The sequence below is a fragment of the Bifidobacterium sp. KRGSERBCFTRI genome, assembly GCF_025908335.1.
In genome coordinates, this window is record NZ_CP109653.1 from 2,874,538 (window position 1) to 2,891,610 (window position 17,073).

The window sequence follows — 17,073 nt, forward strand, 5'->3', positions numbered from 1 at the left end:
TGTCTGTTGAAAATCGTCTTGTTCCTAGCACAGCTGTGCGGGAGTGCCCGTTCAGCGGTATTCCGGTTCGTCAGCGACCTGGTCGGCCTTCGCGGCGGCGTCCGGGCGGGCGCCGATGTTGAAGCCGAGATCGTTGGAGGAGGAAACAGGATCGTCGTCCTCGTCCTTCATGTCGATGGCCACGCCTTCGGCGTTGAGCACTTCGACGTTGAGGGACAGCGACTGCATTTCCTTGAGCAGCACCTTGAACGACTCGGGGATGCCTGCAGGCGGCAGGTTGTCGCCCTTCACGATCGCACCGTACACACGCACACGGCCATCGACGTCATCGGACTTCGTGGTCATCATCTCGTGCAGCGTATAGGCGGCACCGTAGGCCTCGAGGGCCCACACCTCCATCTCGCCGAAGCGCTGGCCGCCGAACTGGGCCTTGCCGCCCAACGGCTGCTGCGTAATCATCGAGTACGGGCCGGTGGAACGCGCGTGGATCTTGTCGTCGACCAGATGGTGGAGCTTCAGCATGTACATGTAGCCCACGGAGATCGGCTTCGGATACGGTTCGCCGGTACGGCCGTCGAACAGCGTCGCCTTGCCGTTGTCGCCGACGAGCTTGTTGCCGTCGCGGTCGGTCAGCGTCGTGGAAAGCAGGCCCTTGAGCACGTCCTGACGCACGCCGTCGAACACCGGGGTTGCCACCGGGGTGCCCGGCTCGCCCTTCTCGGCGCCCTTCGGCACCATCTTCTTCCATTCGGCTTCCATATCCGGATCGAGGGAGATGTCCCAGCCGGCATGGGCGACCCACCCCAAGTGCAGTTCGAGCACCTGGCCGAGGTTCATTCGCGAAGGCACGCCGAGCGGGTTGAGCATGATGTCAACCGGGGTGCCGTCCGCCAGGAACGGCATGTCCTCTTCCGGCAGAATGCGGGAGATGACGCCCTTGTTGCCGTGACGGCCCGAGAGCTTGTCGCCCTGGGTGATCTTGCGGTGCTGCGCGATGTAGACGCGGATCATCTGGTTCACGCCGTTCGGCAGCTCGTCGCCGTCCTCCTCGGCATCCTCGCGCGTGATCTCCTTGACGGCAATCACGGTGCCGGTCTCGCCGTGGGGCACGCGCAGCGAGGTGTCGCGCACCTCGCGGCTCTTCTCGCCGAAGATGGCGCGAAGCAGACGCTCCTCAGGCGTGAGCTCGGTCTCGCCCTTCGGGGTGACCTTGCCCACGAGGATGTCGCCGGCCTCGACCTCTGCACCAATGCGAATGATGCCACGCTCGTCGAGGTTGGCCACGGCGTCCTCGCCCACGTTCGGCAGGTCGCGCGTGATCTCCTCGGCGCCCAGCTTGGTCTCACGGGCGTCGATCTCGTACTCCTCGATGTGGATCGAGGAGAGCGTGTCGTCCTGTACCAGACGCTGCGAGATGATCACGGCATCCTCGTAGTTGTAACCGTTCCAAGGCATGAAGGCGACCAGCAGGTTCTTGCCAAGCGCCATCTCGCCCTTCTCGGTGGCCGGGCCATCGGCCAGCACGGTGCCCTTCTCCACGCGTTCGCCGTCGTGGATGAGCGGCACCTGGTTATAGCAGGTGGTCTGGTTGGAGCGCTGGAACTTGGCCAGCTTGTAGCTCGAGGTCGTGCCATCGTCGTTCATCACACGAATGATGTCGGCGGAGACGTAAATGACCACGCCCGGCTTCTCGGCCAGAATGACGTCGCCGGAATCGACGGCGGCACGCCATTCGGCGCCGGTGCCCACGAGCGGGCGCTCGGACTTGATGAGCGGGACGGCCTGACGCTGCATGTTCGTACCCATGAGCGCTCGGTGGCCTTCATCGTGCTCGAGGAACGGAATCAGCGATGCGCCGACCGACACCATCTGGCGCGGGGAGACGTCCATGTAATCGACCATCTCGACCGGAACGTCCTCCGCCTCGCCGGCGGCGTCACGCACCAAGGCTTCCTTCTCGACGAAGTTGCCGTTCTCGTCGAGCTTCTGGTTGGCCTGGGCGATCACGTGCTCGACCTCGCGGTCAGCGGTCATGTAGACGACCTCGTCGGTCACATGGCCGTTCTCGACCTTGCGGTACGGGGTCTCGATGAAGCCGAAGGGGTTGATGCGGCCGAAGGTCGCCAGCGAGCCGATGAGGCCGATGTTCGGGCCTTCAGGGGACTCGATCGGGCACATGCGGCCGAAGTGCGACGGGTGCACGTCTCGCACCTCCATGGAGGCGCGGTCGCGCGACAGGCCGCCGGGGCCCAGCGCGGAGAGACGGCGCTTGTTCGTGACGCCCGCCAACGGGTTGTTCTGATCCATGAACTGCGAGAGCTGGGACGTTCCGAAGAACTCCTTGATCGTCGCATTCACCGGACGAATGTTGATGAGTGACTGCGGCGTGATGGCCTCGGCGTCCTGCGTGGTCATGCGTTCGCGCACCACGCGCTCCATGCGGCTCAGACCGGTGCGCAGCTGGTTCTGGATCAGCTCGCCCACCTGGCGGATGCGGCGGTTGCCGAAGTGGTCGATGTCGTCGACATCCACGCGCAGCTCGACGTCCTCGCCGTCACGCTTGCCCGGGAAGGTGGCGTCGCCGGCATGCAGCGTCACGAGGTACTTGATCGTGGCGATGATGTCTTCGCGGCTCAGGCTGCGGTCGTTGTAATCCTTCTCCAGACCGAGCTTGCGGTTGATCTTGTAGCGGCCGACGCGGGCCAGATCGTAGCGCTTCGTGTTGAAGTAGAAGGAGTCGAGCAGTGTGCGGCCGGCTTCCGGCGTCGCGGCATCGGCCGGACGAATCTTGCGGTACAGGTCCACGAGGGCGGCGTCCTCAGAGTCGATGGTCTCCTTCTCGAGGGCATCGAGCACGAGCGGGTAATCCTTGAACGCGTCGCGGATCTCGCTGCGGGTCATGCCGATCGCCATGAGGAAGACGATGGCCGACTGCTTGCGCTTGCGGTCCACGCGCACTCCGAGGAAGTCGCGCTTGTCGATCTCGAACTCGAGCCATGCGCCACGGCTCGGAATGATCTTGGCGCCGAAGATCTCCTTGTCGGAGGTGCGGTCCGGCTGACGGTCGAAGTAGACGCCCGGGGAACGCACGAGCTGGGAGACGATCACTCGCTCGGTGCCGCCGATGATGAACGTGCCGTGCGGGGTCTGCAGCGGGAAGTCACCCATGAACACGGTCTGGGACTTGATCTCGCCGGTCTCGCCGTTCTCGAACTCGGCGTTCACGTACAGCGGCGCGGAGTAGGTGTAGTCCTTCTCCTTGCATTCCTGCACGGTGTGGCGCGGTTCCTCGAAGTATGGGTCGGAGAACGTCAGGCTCATGGTCTGTGCGAAGTTCTCGATCGGGGAGATCTCGTGGAACACCTCATCGAGTCCGGAGACGTGCGGCACGGTGTTGGTGCCGTTCGCCTCGTCTTCCTCCACGCGCTTCTTCCAGCGCTCGTTGCCGACGAGCCAGTCGAAGCTGTCGGTCTGCACGCCGAGGAGGTACGGCACGTCGATGGGTTCTTTGATGGAGCCGAAATTCACACGGTCCGAAGCCTTGTGCAGATCGATGTCATGCTGATCTGCGCGTGCGGTGACGGAGGTGGTATTCGTCGTAGTCTGTGACAATGGACGTTCCTTAATCGCTCACTTTGGTCGGTGTATTGTTAAGGAAGCGCGAGGGGGCCGCCATATGCCTGCACACGGGCGCTTCGTCTGGCAGACTGCCCGCTATATGACAATCTATACGCAAAGACAATAATTTAGCAGACTCAACTCGAAAACGCAAATTATATTCCCTCGCACAGTGCCCGGCGTGTCGCATGTGCCGATCTGCACGAAATACCCGAATTCGGCGGTGTCTACTCCACGGTGATCGTCTGCGGTTTGCTCTGCACCTTCGGGTCGTCCTTGAGGCTGAGCTGGGCCACATACGTGCCGCGATCGACCTTCGGCAACTGGTCGTCGGCCACACAGGAGGTGCCCGTGCGGTTCGTGTTCCACGCGATCTTCTGCTCGTCGGTGACGTCGGCGAAGAACAGGCGCGGGCGGTATGCCGCCTCGCACACATCGGAACGCCAGATCACATCGGAACCCGAGGTGATCGTAAGCACCAGACTGTCGGCGGCCGTGTTCATGCGGCATCCTTCGGGGCTTTTGCCCACATACGCGACCCGTTCGGTGAAGTCGAGCGAGCCACCCACGCCGACGGACGTGGCATCCGGCACGAGCTGCACATCCACATCACCGGGCGTGCACGTCTCCACCTTGCTCCTCTGCGGCGCGGCAGGCACCTCGGCACGGCTCAGCGCAGGCGCGGCGGAGGCCCCCGCCATGCCATGCACGCTCACCGCACCGCGCACCAGACTGTATACGGTGAACACGGCGAGCGCCAACACCACCGCAAGCGCCGAGAAGAACACGATGCGACGCCGGCGGTACAGGCGCTTGCGTTCCGCTGCGGTCATGCGCTTTCTGCCGCCGGTGGTGCGCGTCGTGCCACGGCGTGGCGATTGTGGTGAGCTCATGCTCCCAGTCTACCGAGCGCGCTCCCCGTTGCTGTCCCCCACGAGCTGCACTACTCCTTACTGGTCATTCCTGCAGCCCCATATCACATCTATCTCTTACGGGATGTCGGTAATTCTTACGGGATGTCATTTATGTACTTGTGTGAGCAATGTCTTCGACATTTTGGAGGTGTCATCGGCGAAAACAGGGCTTTTCCGTCTTTTAGCCGGATGTGCCGCAGCGGTGAAAGCGGCATCCCGCAGGAGAAGGGTGACATCCCGTAAGAATTACCGACATCCCGTAACGATTGAAGACATCCCGTAAGGCTCTGACACACTACGCCGGCAGACGCATCGCGTGGCCGGGCAGAATCTCAATGAGGCCGTCGTCGTCCAATGATGCGATGCAGCGGTCGAGCTGCACGGCGTCCGCACACAGTCCCTCGGCCTGCGCATGCGTGAGCGCACCGCCCGCCGGCAACGCGCGCAAGGCCTGCAGAATGCTGCCGCGCACCTGCCTGTCGGTGCCGTGGAACCGCTGCCGCGGCCGTGTGCGTTTCTCTCCGAGCCCGGGCATGCCGGCCTTCACGAACTCGCATTGCGGTTGCAGCGGGCACTGTTCGCACTGCGGCGCCTTCGCCGTGCACACGAGCGCGCCGAGCTCCATCACCGCCTGGTTCCACAGCACGGACTGCTCCGCCGCCTTCGGCAGCACTACCCATGCGAGCGCGCGCTCGAGCGGTGTGCACGAGCCGCCCAAGGATTCCACGCCAAGGAACGCGCGGCTCAGCGCGCGGCGAATATTCGTATCGATCACGGCGACACGCTCGCCGTATGCGAAGCTGAGCACCGCGCTGGCCGTGTAATCGCCCACGCTGGGCAAGGCCATCAGCTCGTCGTACTCACGCGGCAGGCGGTCGTCGTAGTCGCGTGCCACCACTTCCGCGCACTCCTGCAGTCGCAGTGCGCGACGCGGGTACCCGAGACGTCCCCATGCGCGGATCACCTCGGATTTCTCTGCTGCCGCAAGCGAAGCGGCGTCGGGCCATTGGCTCATCCATGCCTCCCAATACGGCACGACGCGGCTCATCTGCGTCTGCTGGCTCATCACCTCGCAGACGAGCACGCCCCATGGCGTTGTGCGTCCGTACCGCCAGGGCAAGTCACGTGCCGAGGTCTGCCACCAGGTGGCGAGTTCACGCAATGCCTGCCGGGCGCTGCGTTCGAGTTCGCGGGCACGCCGCTCGCCCACGGTCTGCTCGGGCGTGGCCTGCGCGCGTTTGCGGGACTTTGTGCGGGGGGAGGCATCTGCCATGTCGGAAACCATAGCGCAACATCGTACCGCAGATTGCCCCGACCTGCATGGCCGAACTGTCGATTGACCGCAATACGCTGTGACCATGACCGCACATTCCCAGAATCCGCAGGAAATCCCCGCACAGCACGCCGATCCCGAAGCCCAAGTGGAGAAGATGTTCGAATACGGTTACCGCAAATCGAATTACGGACCGGATGAACTGGTCACCGACGCGCACGGCAACCCGATTTCCGTCACCGATGCGATGATGACGGCCCGCGAGGCCGCCGAGACGCCGACGACCACGCCGCATCTGTGCTATTACAGCCCGCGCATCCCCGGCAACACCGGCTCGGCGATCCGCCTGTGCGCGGTCACCGGCACGATCCTGCATCTGGTGGAACCGCTCGGGTTCAATCTGCGCGACACCAAGCTGCGCCGCGCAGGCCTCGACTACCACGACATGGCCCATGTGGTGTTGCACCCGAATTTCGAGGATCTCGTGGAATCGATGCCGAATTCGCGCATCATCGCATTCACCGCGCACGCCACGAAGCTGTATACGGAGGTCGAATACAAGCCGACCGACATTCTGCTGTTCGGCCCGGAGCCCGGCAATATTCCCGACCCAATGGACATCATGGCCGGCCCGCATGTGGCCGAACAGGTGCGGCTGCCGATGCGTCCGAGCCTACGCAGCCTCAACCTGACGAACTGCGCTTCCATTGCCATCTACGAAGCATGGCGCCAGCTCGGTTTCGACGGCGGCCAGTGATCACGCCGCACGCGCCAATCCTGATCTGAGACTGGGATTGCAAAACGAGACATGCACCGCAAACATGAACGCGGGCACGGTATTCGAATACCATGCCCGCGTATGTGCAAGCTGAAACGGCCGCTCAGTTCTTGAAACTGTGGATCGGCGCCGGAATGCGGCCGCCGCGCGTCACGAACGCCTCACAGCTCGCCGTGTTCACCGGCATGATCGGCGCATAGCCCATCAATCCGCCGAAGTTGGCCATCTGGCCCACCGTCTTGCCCACGACAGGAATCACGCGCACGGCGGTCGTCTTCTGGTTCACCATGCCGATCGCAGCCTCGTCGGCGATGATGCCGGAGATCGTCGACGCGGTGGTGTCGCCGGGAATCGCGATCATGTCGAGACCGACCGAGCACACGCAGGTCATCGCCTCGAGCTTCTCAATGGTCAGGCAACCGCTTTCCGCGGCGTCGATCATGTTCTTGTCTTCCGAAACCGGAATGAACGCGCCGGAGAGTCCGCCAACGTACGACGACGCCATGATGCCGCCCTTCTTCACCTGGTCGTTGAGCATCGCGAGCGCCGCCGTGGTGCCCGGAGCGCCCACCTGCGCCAGACCGATCTTCTCGAGCACCTCGCCCACCGAGTCGCCGACCGCCGGAGTCGGCGCCAGAGACAGGTCGATGATGCCGAACGGGATGCCGAGGCGCTTCGATGCCTCCTGGGCGACGAGCTGGCCGACGCGCGTGATCTTGAACGCGGTGCGCTTGATCGTCTCGCACAGGAATTCGAAATCCTTGCCCTTGGCTGCATCGAGCGCGCGCGAGACGACGCCCGGTCCCGACACACCCACGTTGATCACCGCGTCGCCCTCGGTCACGCCGTGGAAACCGCCCGCCATGAACGGATTGTCGTCGGGCGCATTGCAGAACGCGACGAATTTCACGCAGCCGTACGAATCGATGTCGGCGGTCGCTTCGGCGATCTCCTTGATGATGTGGCCGAGCAGCTCCACCGAGTTCATGTCGATGCCGGTCTTCGTGGAACCCACGTTCACCGACGAGCAGACGATGTCGGTCTCGCTCAGCGCGGCCGGCAGCGAGCGGATGAGCAGTTCCTCGGCCGGCGTCATCGACTTGGAGACGAGCGCCGAGTAGCCGCCGATCAGATCGACGCCCACCGTTTTCGCCGCGCGGTCAAGTGCGTGGGCGATCTGCACGAAGTCGGCGGAGGTCTTGCAGCAGCTGGCGCCGACGAGCGCGATCGGCGTGACCGTGATGCGCTTGTTCACAATCGGAATGCCGAAGTCGCGTTCGATTGACTCGCCGGTGGACACGAGGTCCTTCGCATACGAGGTGATCTTGTTGTAGATGAGGTCGCAGGTGGTCTGCAGATCGGTGGACACGCAGTCCATCAGGTCGATGCCCATCGTGATCGTGCGCACGTCGAGCTTCTCCTGCTCGATCATCTGGTTCGTCTCATGAACTTCCAGAATATTCAGCATAGTGTTCCTTTTCGCAGTCTAAATCGAGAAACCGAATGCGGCGCTCACACGCGGTGCATCTTCGTGAAGATCTCCTCGCGCTGGCAGCGGATGCGCACGCCGATCTCCTCGCCGAGCTCCTCGAGGTCGTTGACGATCGTCTCGAAGGAGACGTCGGCGTCTGCATAGTCGACGATCATCATCATGTTGAAGAAGCCGTCGATGATCGTCTGCGAGATGTCAAGCACGTTCGTGTGGTGGTCGGACAGGTACGTGCACACGCGCGCGATGATGCCCACGGTGTCTTGGCCGACGACGGTGATGATTGCCTTGTTCATGGAACTCCCTGCTCGGTTTTTCATTCGCTTGCGCTTGCGACACGCGCACGCCCAACGTGTTCAGTATAGGGAAAACACAGGCCATACGCGTGCGTCTGCTCATTTTCGCAAGACTATTTCCCCGCTATTTTCTCGAACGCAGGTGCGAGCCATGCGCATGCGTCTTCCTACGCCGCCGCTGCGTGATCACGATCGTCGCCATGCACACGGCGACGCCCACGATCACGAACGCGGTGATCGCGATATCGCTCATGATCGCGCGCTCCGGGTTCACCTCGACCTCTTTCTTGTTCTCGGGGGTCGGAATGCGGTGCGCGGTGAGGATCAGGCGGTGCGAGTTCACGCCGTACGGCGTGCAGGTGACCAGACTCACCAAGTCACGACCCTCCTGAATGGCGAGCGGCTTCACGTTGGTCGGCAGCACCACCTGGCGTTCCTCCACTTCGTAGGTGAGCACGTCGTCGTACACGGTGATCGAGAACTTGTCGCCCTTCTTCATGCCGTCGATGCCGGTGAACAGCTGCGCGGACGGCAGGCCGGTGTGCCCGGTGATCACCGCATGCGTGGATTCACCGCCGATCGGGAAGCTCGAGCCCTCGTAATGACCGGCTGCGATCTGCAGCACCGTCTCGTCGGTGCCATGGTAGATCGGCAGCTTCGCGTGGATCGCCGGAATCGCGATGTAGCCCATGATGCCGGTGCCGGAGACGTCGAGAATCGAATTGTAGACTTTCTTCTCCTCCCCGTTCGGCAGGAAGCGCGCATTGCCCTGCCCGAGCAGGTTCTCGTTGTATTCGCGCGCCTTCTTGATCTGCGCCTCGCGATCTTCCTTCGGCGTGTTCGCCACCTGCTCGGAGTAGCCGGCGATCGCACGACTCGACACATGGCGGTTCCACGCGTCGGCGACGGTGGGGTACACGATGAGGCCCACACCCACGAGCAGCATGATCACCATGGAGATGATCATGAGCATGAACCGGCGGTTTGCACGCTTTTTACGCTTCGCCTGTGCTGCGGCCGCAACGGGGGTCCATCTCGGTGACGCCGTTCGCCTGCATATCGTTGCCGTTCTTCGGTGTTCTCGCCATATGCTCCCTCGCTGTTTCGCTCTGAGCCTAGTGTATCGAATACCGGCGGCGGAGGCGACTGATATGGCGAATGCTTGCAGACCCTTTTCACTTCCCTGCCCCATGACGACACACAAGCCGCCATGCTGGGCACGGCGGCTTGTCGAGAGGGCATCTGCGAGCAGATCACTGCACGCGGTGCGCCGAGGCGGACGCCTGCGCGGGCAAGGCGCGCGGCAAAACGAATCCGCGGCGCTCGAACTCATCGCAGATCGCCTGCGCAATGCGCTGAGATTCACCCGCGTTCACGAGCGCGATGATCGAACCGCCGAATCCGCCTCCGGTCATGCGGGCACCGAGCGCACCCTCGTCGCGGGCGACATCCACGGCCACGTCGAGCTCGGGCACGGTCACCTCGTAATCGTCGCGCAGCGAGTCGTGCGATGCGTTGAACAGTTCGCCGGCGGTCTGCATGTCACCTTCCGCGAAAGCGCGCACGAAATCGTCCACACGGCCGATCTCGGTGACCACGTGACGCACGCGCTTCCTCATGGTCTCGTCGTCGAGTCGGTCGAGCACGCCGTCGAGCGCGGCGGCAGGATCCGCCTGCGCATTCACCAGATCTGCCACCTCGCGCAGATTCGCGACGCCCAGAATGCGCGCGGCCTCCTCGCAGGTCGCACGCCGCTGGGCATACTGTCCGTCGTTGAGCTGGTGCGGCGCGCGCGTGTCAAGCACGAGCAGCTCAAGGCCGTGGCCTTCGAGGTCGAAGACCTCCTGCTGCACGCTGTCCACCGCGCTCAGGCCAGGTCGGCAATCCAAACGGATTGCATGGTCGGGGGTGCAGCGCATCGACGCGTTCTGGTCAAGGCCACCGGTGGAGGCGCCCGCCATGTCGTTCTCGGAGGCAATCGCCGCGTTGATCAAGGTCACACGGCCTTCGTCGGTATCGCCGAAGCCCTGTGAATACACGTCGTCGAGCGCAAGAGCGGTGGAGCAGGTCATCGCGGCCGACGAGCTCAGGCCGGAACCGAGCGGCACGCACGAGCTGAATGCCGCATCGAAACCCTGCACGCCGTCGAAACCGGCATTGCGCAATGCCCAGGCCACACCCACCGGGTAGGCGGCCCAACCGTCCACGCCACCGGCTTCAAGCCCGTCGAGGTCGGCCTCGGCAATCACATCGGAGGCGAGGTCGGAAACAACGCGCACGCTGGTGTCGTCACGCGGCGAGAGCGCTATATAGGTGCGGTGCGGCAGTGCGATCGGCAGGCAGAGGCCCGCGTTGTAGTCGGTGTGCTCGCCGATCAGATTCACGCGCCCCGGTGCGGCCCACACGCCTGCGGGCTCCTTGCCGTAGGCCTGCTTGAACAGTTCGGCGGCCCGTGCGGCGCCCTCGGCGTCGCTCATTGGCTCGATGAATTCGACTGATGTCATGGAAAGCCCTTTCAACAAGTACTTCGGATTCCAAATGTATGAATTGATATGCGTTGCGCTGCGCGGTCAGTCGGCGATGTCGACGGGGCCGAGCTCGTGGAATCGCTGTGCGATGAGCTCGGGCGTGGTGTCGGAGACCCATGCGGCCATGCCCGACTCCGAGCCGGCGAGGTACTTGATCTTGTTCGCGGCGCGGCGGAACGAGAAGAACTGCAGGTTCAGCCGGTAGTTCTCGCGGCGTGCGTCTCGCACGGGGGCCTGGTGCCATGCGGCGATGTACGGCAGGTCCATGCCCTTGCCGTCGCCCTTGTCGAAGAAGCGGTTGCCGCGCCTGAGCAGCGTCGAGTACATCTGCGCGAGATCCCAGCGCTCGGCGTCGTTGAGCTGGTCGAGCGTGAGAATCCCGTCGCGCAGCGGCTGCACATGCACCTCGAGCGGCCATCGTGCGGCCGCCGGCACATAAGCCACCCAGCTGTGGTTGCGCATGATCACGCGCTCCCCCGCATCGATCTCGGCGTGCATCAGGTCACGCAGCAGATTGCCGCCGGTGCGCTCGAAATACGCCTGCGTATGCTGCAGCTCGGTCTCCAGCTTCGGCGCGATGAACGGGTACGCGTAGATCTGGCCGTGTGGGTGGGCGAGCGAGACGCCGATCTCCTCGCCGTGGTTCTCGAACGGGAACACCTGCTCGATGCCGTCGATCGCGCTCAGCTCGGCCGTGCGGAAGGCCCATGCCTCCACCACCGTGCGCAGACGTTCCACCGGAAGGTCCGCCGGCAGCCCGTTCTCGTCGGAGTCGAAGCAGATCACCTCGCAACGGCCGGCCGCCGGACGCTCCTGCCACAGCGGGTTGCCGTCCACATAGCGCACCTCGTTCGGCACTCCCGGCACCTGCACCATCGACGGGAAGCGGTTTTCGAACACCACGACGTCGTAATCCGTGTCGGGCACCTCGCCGTCCTGATACGGGTCGCCCGGCTTGCGCGCCGCCAGAGGATTGCCTTTCGCCGTCGCGCCCGCGCCTGCAGTAATAGGCCTGTTCATGCGTGCCGTGGCCATGGGAATCCAGTCTCCGGTGAGCGGGTCGCGGCGCATCTGCGGTGCCGCGTACTTCACTTCCACACCCTCGGCGTTCAAGTGCGGTGCGAAGCGGTAGTCCAGGTCGCGCGGGTCGTCGAGCACGCGCGTCCTGCTGCCGTTCACATACTCCGGCTCGTCGTCGAGGTAGAAGAAATCACGGCCGTCCGACAGCGTGGTCGGCGTGATGCGCAGATGTTCCGCGGCGTATTCGCCGGGCTGGTAATGCGCGAATTCGGGCTGGTTGGGTGTCTGTGACATCGGTGTCATCACTCACTTTCCTCTTCGGTTTCGATCTGATGGGCGAGCACAAGCTCCTTCACCAGATCGCGGGTCTTTGCAACGGAATCCGGGTCGAGACCGTCGTCGGTGATCACCGTGTCCACCTGGTCGAATTTGGCGAACAGCGACAACGATGTGCTGCTCCACTTCGTGTGGTCGGTGAGGATGATCGTACGGTCCGCAATGTCCATCATCGCCATGTCGGTCGCCGCTTCGAGCGAGTTCGGCATGAGGAAGCCGCGTGGCATCGAGACCGAATGCGTGCCGAGGAACACCGTGTTCACACGCAGCGAGGCGATCACCTTGTCGGCGATCGGGCCGACGAGCGAATTCGAACGAGTGATCACGCCGCCGGTGACGATCACCTCGACGTCCTTCGATTCCAGCGCCTGCACGAGCTCGGCCACCGGAATCGAATTCGTCAGGATCGTGATGCCGTTCGCGTTGGGCGATTCGAGCAGATGCTGCGCGAACACGTACGCGGTGGTGCCGCCGCCGATCGCGATGACGTCTCCCGGTGAGACGAATTTGATCGCCTCGCCCGCAATCGCATCCTTCAGGCCGATGTCCATCTGCGATTTCACCGAGAACAGCGGCTCGCTCAGCAGCGTGCTGGTGGAGACCGCGCCGCCGTGCACGCGCCTCAACAGTCCTTTGTCGGCCAGTTCGGCGATGTCACGGCGAATCGTCATCGCCGAGACGCCGAACTCCTTCGATAACGCGGTGATGCGGACGGCGCCGCGCGTACGCAGGCGCCCCAGAATCAGATGCTGACGCTGTGAAGAAATCATGCGAACATTATCGCACATCTTCTTCCAAAGAACAACTTGAAACGAACATTTCGGCGTGTTTACCACACAACACCGAACAAAACCGCATATATCGCAGAATTGCGGATTCCCTCGCCCACGCCGCGCGGCGCACCGCTACTCGCGTTCCATATACTCCTCGGATTGCTCGGGATCATCCTGAGCCAGGCCCGCATCCTCACGCATCAGCTGCCCAGGCAGCTCCAGATCGTCCTCGACCTGCCGTTCCATCCGCTCGTTGTTGTGCAGAATCGTCTGCTGCATGCGCGTGAAGCCCCACTGCGTCACCTTACGCATCGCCTCGCGCACAATGGAGCCATCCATCTTCGAGTCGCCCTTCGTGCGATCCGGAAACACGATCGGCACCTCCACCACATGCCCGCCGGCGGCGATCACGCGGCGCGTCATATCGATCTGGAACACGTAGCCGTTCGCATCGATGCCGTCGAGGTCGATCTGCCGCAGAATCCTGGAGCGATATGCGCGGAAACCGCTCGTCATATCGCGCACCTTGAGCCCGAGCATCACGCGCGCGTACTGCGAACCGGCACGCGAGATCACGTCGCGGTACCATGGCCAGTCCTGCGTGGAGCCACCGGGAACGCGCCGGGAGCCAAGCACCAGATCCACCTGCGGGTGCCGCTCGAGCACGTCGATGATTGCTCGCAGATCCTGCGGCCTGTGCGAGCCGTCCATGTCCATCTCGCACACGATGTCGTACCTATGGCCAAGCGCCCATTCGAATCCCTGAATGTACGCGGTGCCCAATCCCTGCTTGCCGGGGCGGTGCAGCACAAAGACGCGCGAATCCATCGTGCACGAGGCCAGTCTGTCGGCGATCTTCAGATCCTGGGTGCTCACCTGCGTGTCGGAATACAGCGAGGAATCGGAATCCTCATCTGCAAAACTCACATCGCGCAGTACATCGTTCTCGTTATGCTCCACGTTGAGATCCTGCGGCAGCCGCGTCACGCGCGAGATTACGTCGGCGAGCGTGCCGGTGCCGTCGGGCGAGTTGTCGTCCACGATCAGCACATCCACGCCGGCATTGCGCAGAAAGAGGTCGGTGAGCGTGGGCTCCAGATTGTCACGTTCATTGTAGGTGGGCATCACCACGCACACACGGTGCCCGCTGTTCACCTGCGCCATCCGCACGCCCTCCCGTCATTCGAGCATCCGTTATTCGACCGTCTTCATTGTAGGCATACGCCGTTTCCCCAGCACTCTCTCGCAGAGCGCGAATTCGCACGAAGCGGGCGAAATGCGGGGCGGGTGCATGCAGGCATGCATTTTTGCCCCATCAATGGCACAATGGTGTGCATGGCTTATGTATCTCAGAACGGTCTGCACGACTCGATCAACAAGGCGACCACCGACCTGTTCACGTTCGCATACAAGCATGTGATCAAGCCGGATCTCGTGTTCAACCACACGCCCGACATCGCCCACGACCAAATGATCCGCTTCTGCCAGATCACCGGCAAGATGCCGCCGCTCATGTGGCTGTGCCGCACGATGCTCAACTACACCGACCCGATTCTCGAAACGAATGTGATGGGCATCAACTTCGCCAACCCGTTCGGCCTGTCGGCCGGCCTCGACAAGAACTGCGACATGGCCGCCGTGCTCGACCATGCCGGTTTCGGCTTCGAGACGGTCGGCTCCACCACTTCACGACCCTGCGCCGGCAATCCACGCCCCTGGTTCCACCGTCTGCCCGAATACGATTCGATGATGGTGCACGTGGGCCTGGCCAACGATGGTTCCGACGTCGTGATCGAACGCGCCGAAGATGCCTGGCGGCGCACGCAGAGCATGCAGCTGAGCGTGTCGATCGCACGCACGAACGACGACCAGGTGGGCGATCTGAACGAAGGCATCGAAGACTACTGCATCTCCATGGAGCGTGCCGCCGGCCGCACCGCGATGGTCGAGGTGAACGTCTCCTGCCCGAACACCACCGTGGGCGAGCCGTTCACCGAGTCCGCCGAGAATCTCGACAAGCTGTTCGCCGCGCTCGACAGAATCGAACGCCCGCAGCCCACGCTCGTCAAGATGCCGCTCAACAAGCCGTGGCCGCAGTTCAAGGAATTCCTCGACGTATTGGCCGCGCACAACGTGCAGGGCGTGACCATCGCGAATCTGCAGAAAGACCGCACCGGTCTCGACGACATCCCCAAGGATTGGCTCGGAGGACTCTCCGGCGGCCCCTGCACAGTGGCGAGCACCGAGCTCATTCGCAGAACCTATGCCGAGTATGGCGACCGGTTCGCAATCGCCGGCGTCGGCGGCGTGTTCACCCCCGAACAGGCCTATGAGAAGATTCGCGCCGGTTCCTCGCTCATCATGTTCATCTCGTCGCTCATGTACCGCGGCCCGCAGCAGATCACCGTATTGAAGCGAGGACTCGCGAAACTGCTGCGCCGTGACGGCTTCGGAAGCGTCGCCGAGGCCGTGGGCGTCGACGCCTGATTTGTCCTTCAGCTTCCGCTGGCCGCGGGATGGGGTACTCGGATGACCCATGGAATGATTGTTCAGCGAACAGCATGCACCTTCATCGGTACCAGCGTGGTCGGTTGGGTCTGCCGATTGGCTGAGGAACGTAAAGGACGCTTGCGATCCAGTGACGAAATCAACCGGCAGGCCCAACCGACCACATACTATTCCACTTTCCGTCCTCGGCTTTTTGCCGTCCCTCTTCCCCACGGCCTCTGACATCCCGTAACGGGCTTTCCCTGTTACGGGATGTCTCTTGCGACAACGAGGGCCATTACTCATTACGCCATGCGCCACGCACGTACTGTGGCGGGTATGGCAACAGGTCGGTCGGCTCACCAAGCTTGAAGCCGGCACGCAACGGCCAGTACGGCTCGCGCAATGCGGCGCGGCCAATCTCCACCGCATCCGCCTCGCCTTTGGCCAGAATGCGCGCGGCCTGCTTGGGCTTGGTGATCAATCCGACCGCGGTCACCGGAACATCGGCCTTCTTGCGAATCTGCTCCGAGAACGGCACCTGATACCCGGGCTTCGTCGGAATCGTCACATTCGGCAGAATGCCGCCGGTCGAGACGTCCACCAGATCGACGCCATGCTCCTTGAGCGCCTTCGCCAACACGATGCTCTGGTCGAGATCCCAGCCGCCCTCGGCCCAGTCGGTTGCGGAGATGCGCGCAAACAACGGCATGTCGCCGCGGATCACCGAGCGAATCGCATCGGCAACCTCGATCACAATGCGTATGCGGTTCTCAAGCGAACCACCGTATTCGTCGTCGCGGTCATTGACGAGCGGGTCGAGGAACTCCGACAGCAGGTAGCCATGCGCGGCATGAATCTCAATCACCTCGAAACCGGCCTCCATCGCGCGCCATGCGGCATCGCGGAATCTGTTCACAATGTCGTGGATCTCATCCACCGTAAGCTGGCGCGGTGCAGGCAAGTCGCCAAATGGCAACTCGCTCGGCGCAACCGTCTGCCAACCACCCAACTCGGGCGACACATAACCGGAGTCGGTGCGAATGGCGAAACAACTCGTCGAGCCCTTGCGTCCGGCATGATTGAGCTGAATCGCCGGCACAGCACCAGCGTCCTTCATTCCCTGCGCAATCCACCGGTATGAATCGATCTGCGAATCCTCCCATAGGCCCAGATCACACGGCGAGATGCGGCCGTCGGGAGTCACCGCGGTCGCCTCGACAATGATCAGGCCAAAGCCGCCCATGGCTCGCGAGACATAGTGCTGGTAGTGGAAGTTGCCTGGGCGCCCGTCGAGAGCGAACGCGGAATATGTGTCCATCGGCGGCATCCAGATGCGGTTGCGCGCGGTGATGCCACGCAGTGTGAACGGCGTGAACAGAGTCGGCTGCTGCGCCTTGACCTTCTTGGAATCCTTAGACTTGCCCATACGCGCAGAGTATCACATTCCCATTGCAGCAAGCGGCACAGTTCACGGAAGCATCCGCAGAACGGACCGCAAACTGCGCACTCCATGGCATAGTTTGCGGAATCATCCGAAAAACAGACCACAGATTGCACC

At 62.9% G+C, this 17,073-nt stretch carries 13 protein-coding genes; 2 read left to right on the plus strand and 11 right to left on the minus strand.

The window, feature by feature from the left end:
* Positions 1–51: 51 nt before the first annotated feature.
* From rpoB to OGI63_RS12285, 3 genes are all read right to left on the minus strand, one after another.
* Positions 52–3,612, minus strand: coding sequence for a DNA-directed RNA polymerase subunit beta (rpoB, locus tag OGI63_RS12275; RefSeq protein WP_004218271.1), 3,561 nt, complete (start codon positions 3,610–3,612; stop codon positions 52–54).
* A gap of 233 nt (positions 3,613–3,845) precedes the next feature.
* Positions 3,846–4,511, minus strand: a complete 666-nt coding sequence (locus OGI63_RS12280) for a hypothetical protein (protein WP_004269224.1) — start codon at positions 4,509–4,511, stop codon at positions 3,846–3,848.
* Between the two features lie 316 nt (positions 4,512–4,827).
* A complete protein-coding gene (locus OGI63_RS12285) occupies positions 4,828–5,817 on the minus strand; it encodes an A/G-specific adenine glycosylase (protein WP_004269225.1) in 990 nt (329 codons plus the stop codon).
* Positions 5,818–5,890: 73 nt separating this feature from the next.
* On the opposite strand from OGI63_RS12285, the gene OGI63_RS12290 reads away from it, so the two are divergent.
* Positions 5,891–6,562 (plus strand): tRNA (cytidine(34)-2'-O)-methyltransferase, encoded by a 672-nt coding sequence (locus tag OGI63_RS12290; protein WP_004218275.1) that lies wholly within the window; start codon positions 5,891–5,893, stop codon positions 6,560–6,562.
* Between the two features lie 124 nt (positions 6,563–6,686).
* Here the strand turns inward: OGI63_RS12290 and OGI63_RS12295 are convergent, their stop codons facing one another.
* The 7 genes from OGI63_RS12295 to OGI63_RS12325 form a co-directional block, all read right to left on the minus strand.
* On the minus strand, positions 6,687–8,051 hold the full coding sequence (locus OGI63_RS12295) for a PFL family protein (RefSeq protein ID WP_004218276.1): 1,365 nt from the start codon (positions 8,049–8,051) through the stop codon (positions 6,687–6,689).
* A gap of 44 nt (positions 8,052–8,095) precedes the next feature.
* Entirely contained in the window at positions 8,096–8,368 is a 273-nt protein-coding gene (locus OGI63_RS12300) for an ACT domain-containing protein (RefSeq protein WP_004218277.1), read from the minus strand.
* 124 nt (positions 8,369–8,492) lie between these two features.
* Positions 8,493–9,341, minus strand: coding sequence for a class C sortase (locus OGI63_RS12305; RefSeq protein WP_004218280.1), 849 nt, complete (start codon positions 9,339–9,341; stop codon positions 8,493–8,495).
* 280 nt (positions 9,342–9,621) lie between these two features.
* Positions 9,622–10,872 carry a galactokinase gene (gene galK / locus OGI63_RS12310; RefSeq protein ID WP_004218283.1) on the minus strand — a complete coding sequence of 417 codons (1,251 nt, stop codon included), beginning with the start codon at positions 10,870–10,872 and terminating at the stop codon, positions 9,622–9,624.
* A 66-nt stretch (positions 10,873–10,938) separates the two neighbouring features.
* Positions 10,939–12,219: a galactose-1-phosphate uridylyltransferase gene (galT, locus tag OGI63_RS12315; RefSeq protein ID WP_004218284.1), complete on the minus strand. Its 1,281-nt coding sequence runs from the start codon at positions 12,217–12,219 to the stop codon at positions 10,939–10,941.
* The gene (locus OGI63_RS12320; protein ID WP_004218285.1) at positions 12,219–13,022 is read right to left on the minus strand and encodes a DeoR/GlpR family DNA-binding transcription regulator; all 804 of its coding nucleotides are present in this window, start codon (positions 13,020–13,022) and stop codon (positions 12,219–12,221) included. Before OGI63_RS12320 ends, galT begins: the two co-directional genes overlap by 1 nt.
* A gap of 135 nt (positions 13,023–13,157) precedes the next feature.
* On the minus strand, positions 13,158–14,189 hold the full coding sequence (locus OGI63_RS12325; protein WP_004218287.1) for a polyprenol monophosphomannose synthase: 1,032 nt from the start codon (positions 14,187–14,189) through the stop codon (positions 13,158–13,160).
* Between the two features lie 171 nt (positions 14,190–14,360).
* Between OGI63_RS12325 and OGI63_RS12330 the strand changes: the two genes are divergently transcribed.
* Positions 14,361–15,512: a quinone-dependent dihydroorotate dehydrogenase gene (locus tag OGI63_RS12330; protein WP_004269227.1), complete on the plus strand. Its 1,152-nt coding sequence runs from the start codon at positions 14,361–14,363 to the stop codon at positions 15,510–15,512.
* A gap of 298 nt (positions 15,513–15,810) precedes the next feature.
* Here the strand turns inward: OGI63_RS12330 and OGI63_RS12335 are convergent, their stop codons facing one another.
* A complete protein-coding gene (locus tag OGI63_RS12335; RefSeq protein WP_004218290.1) occupies positions 15,811–16,941 on the minus strand; it encodes an NADH:flavin oxidoreductase/NADH oxidase in 1,131 nt (376 codons plus the stop codon).
* Positions 16,942–17,073 lie beyond the last annotated feature (132 nt).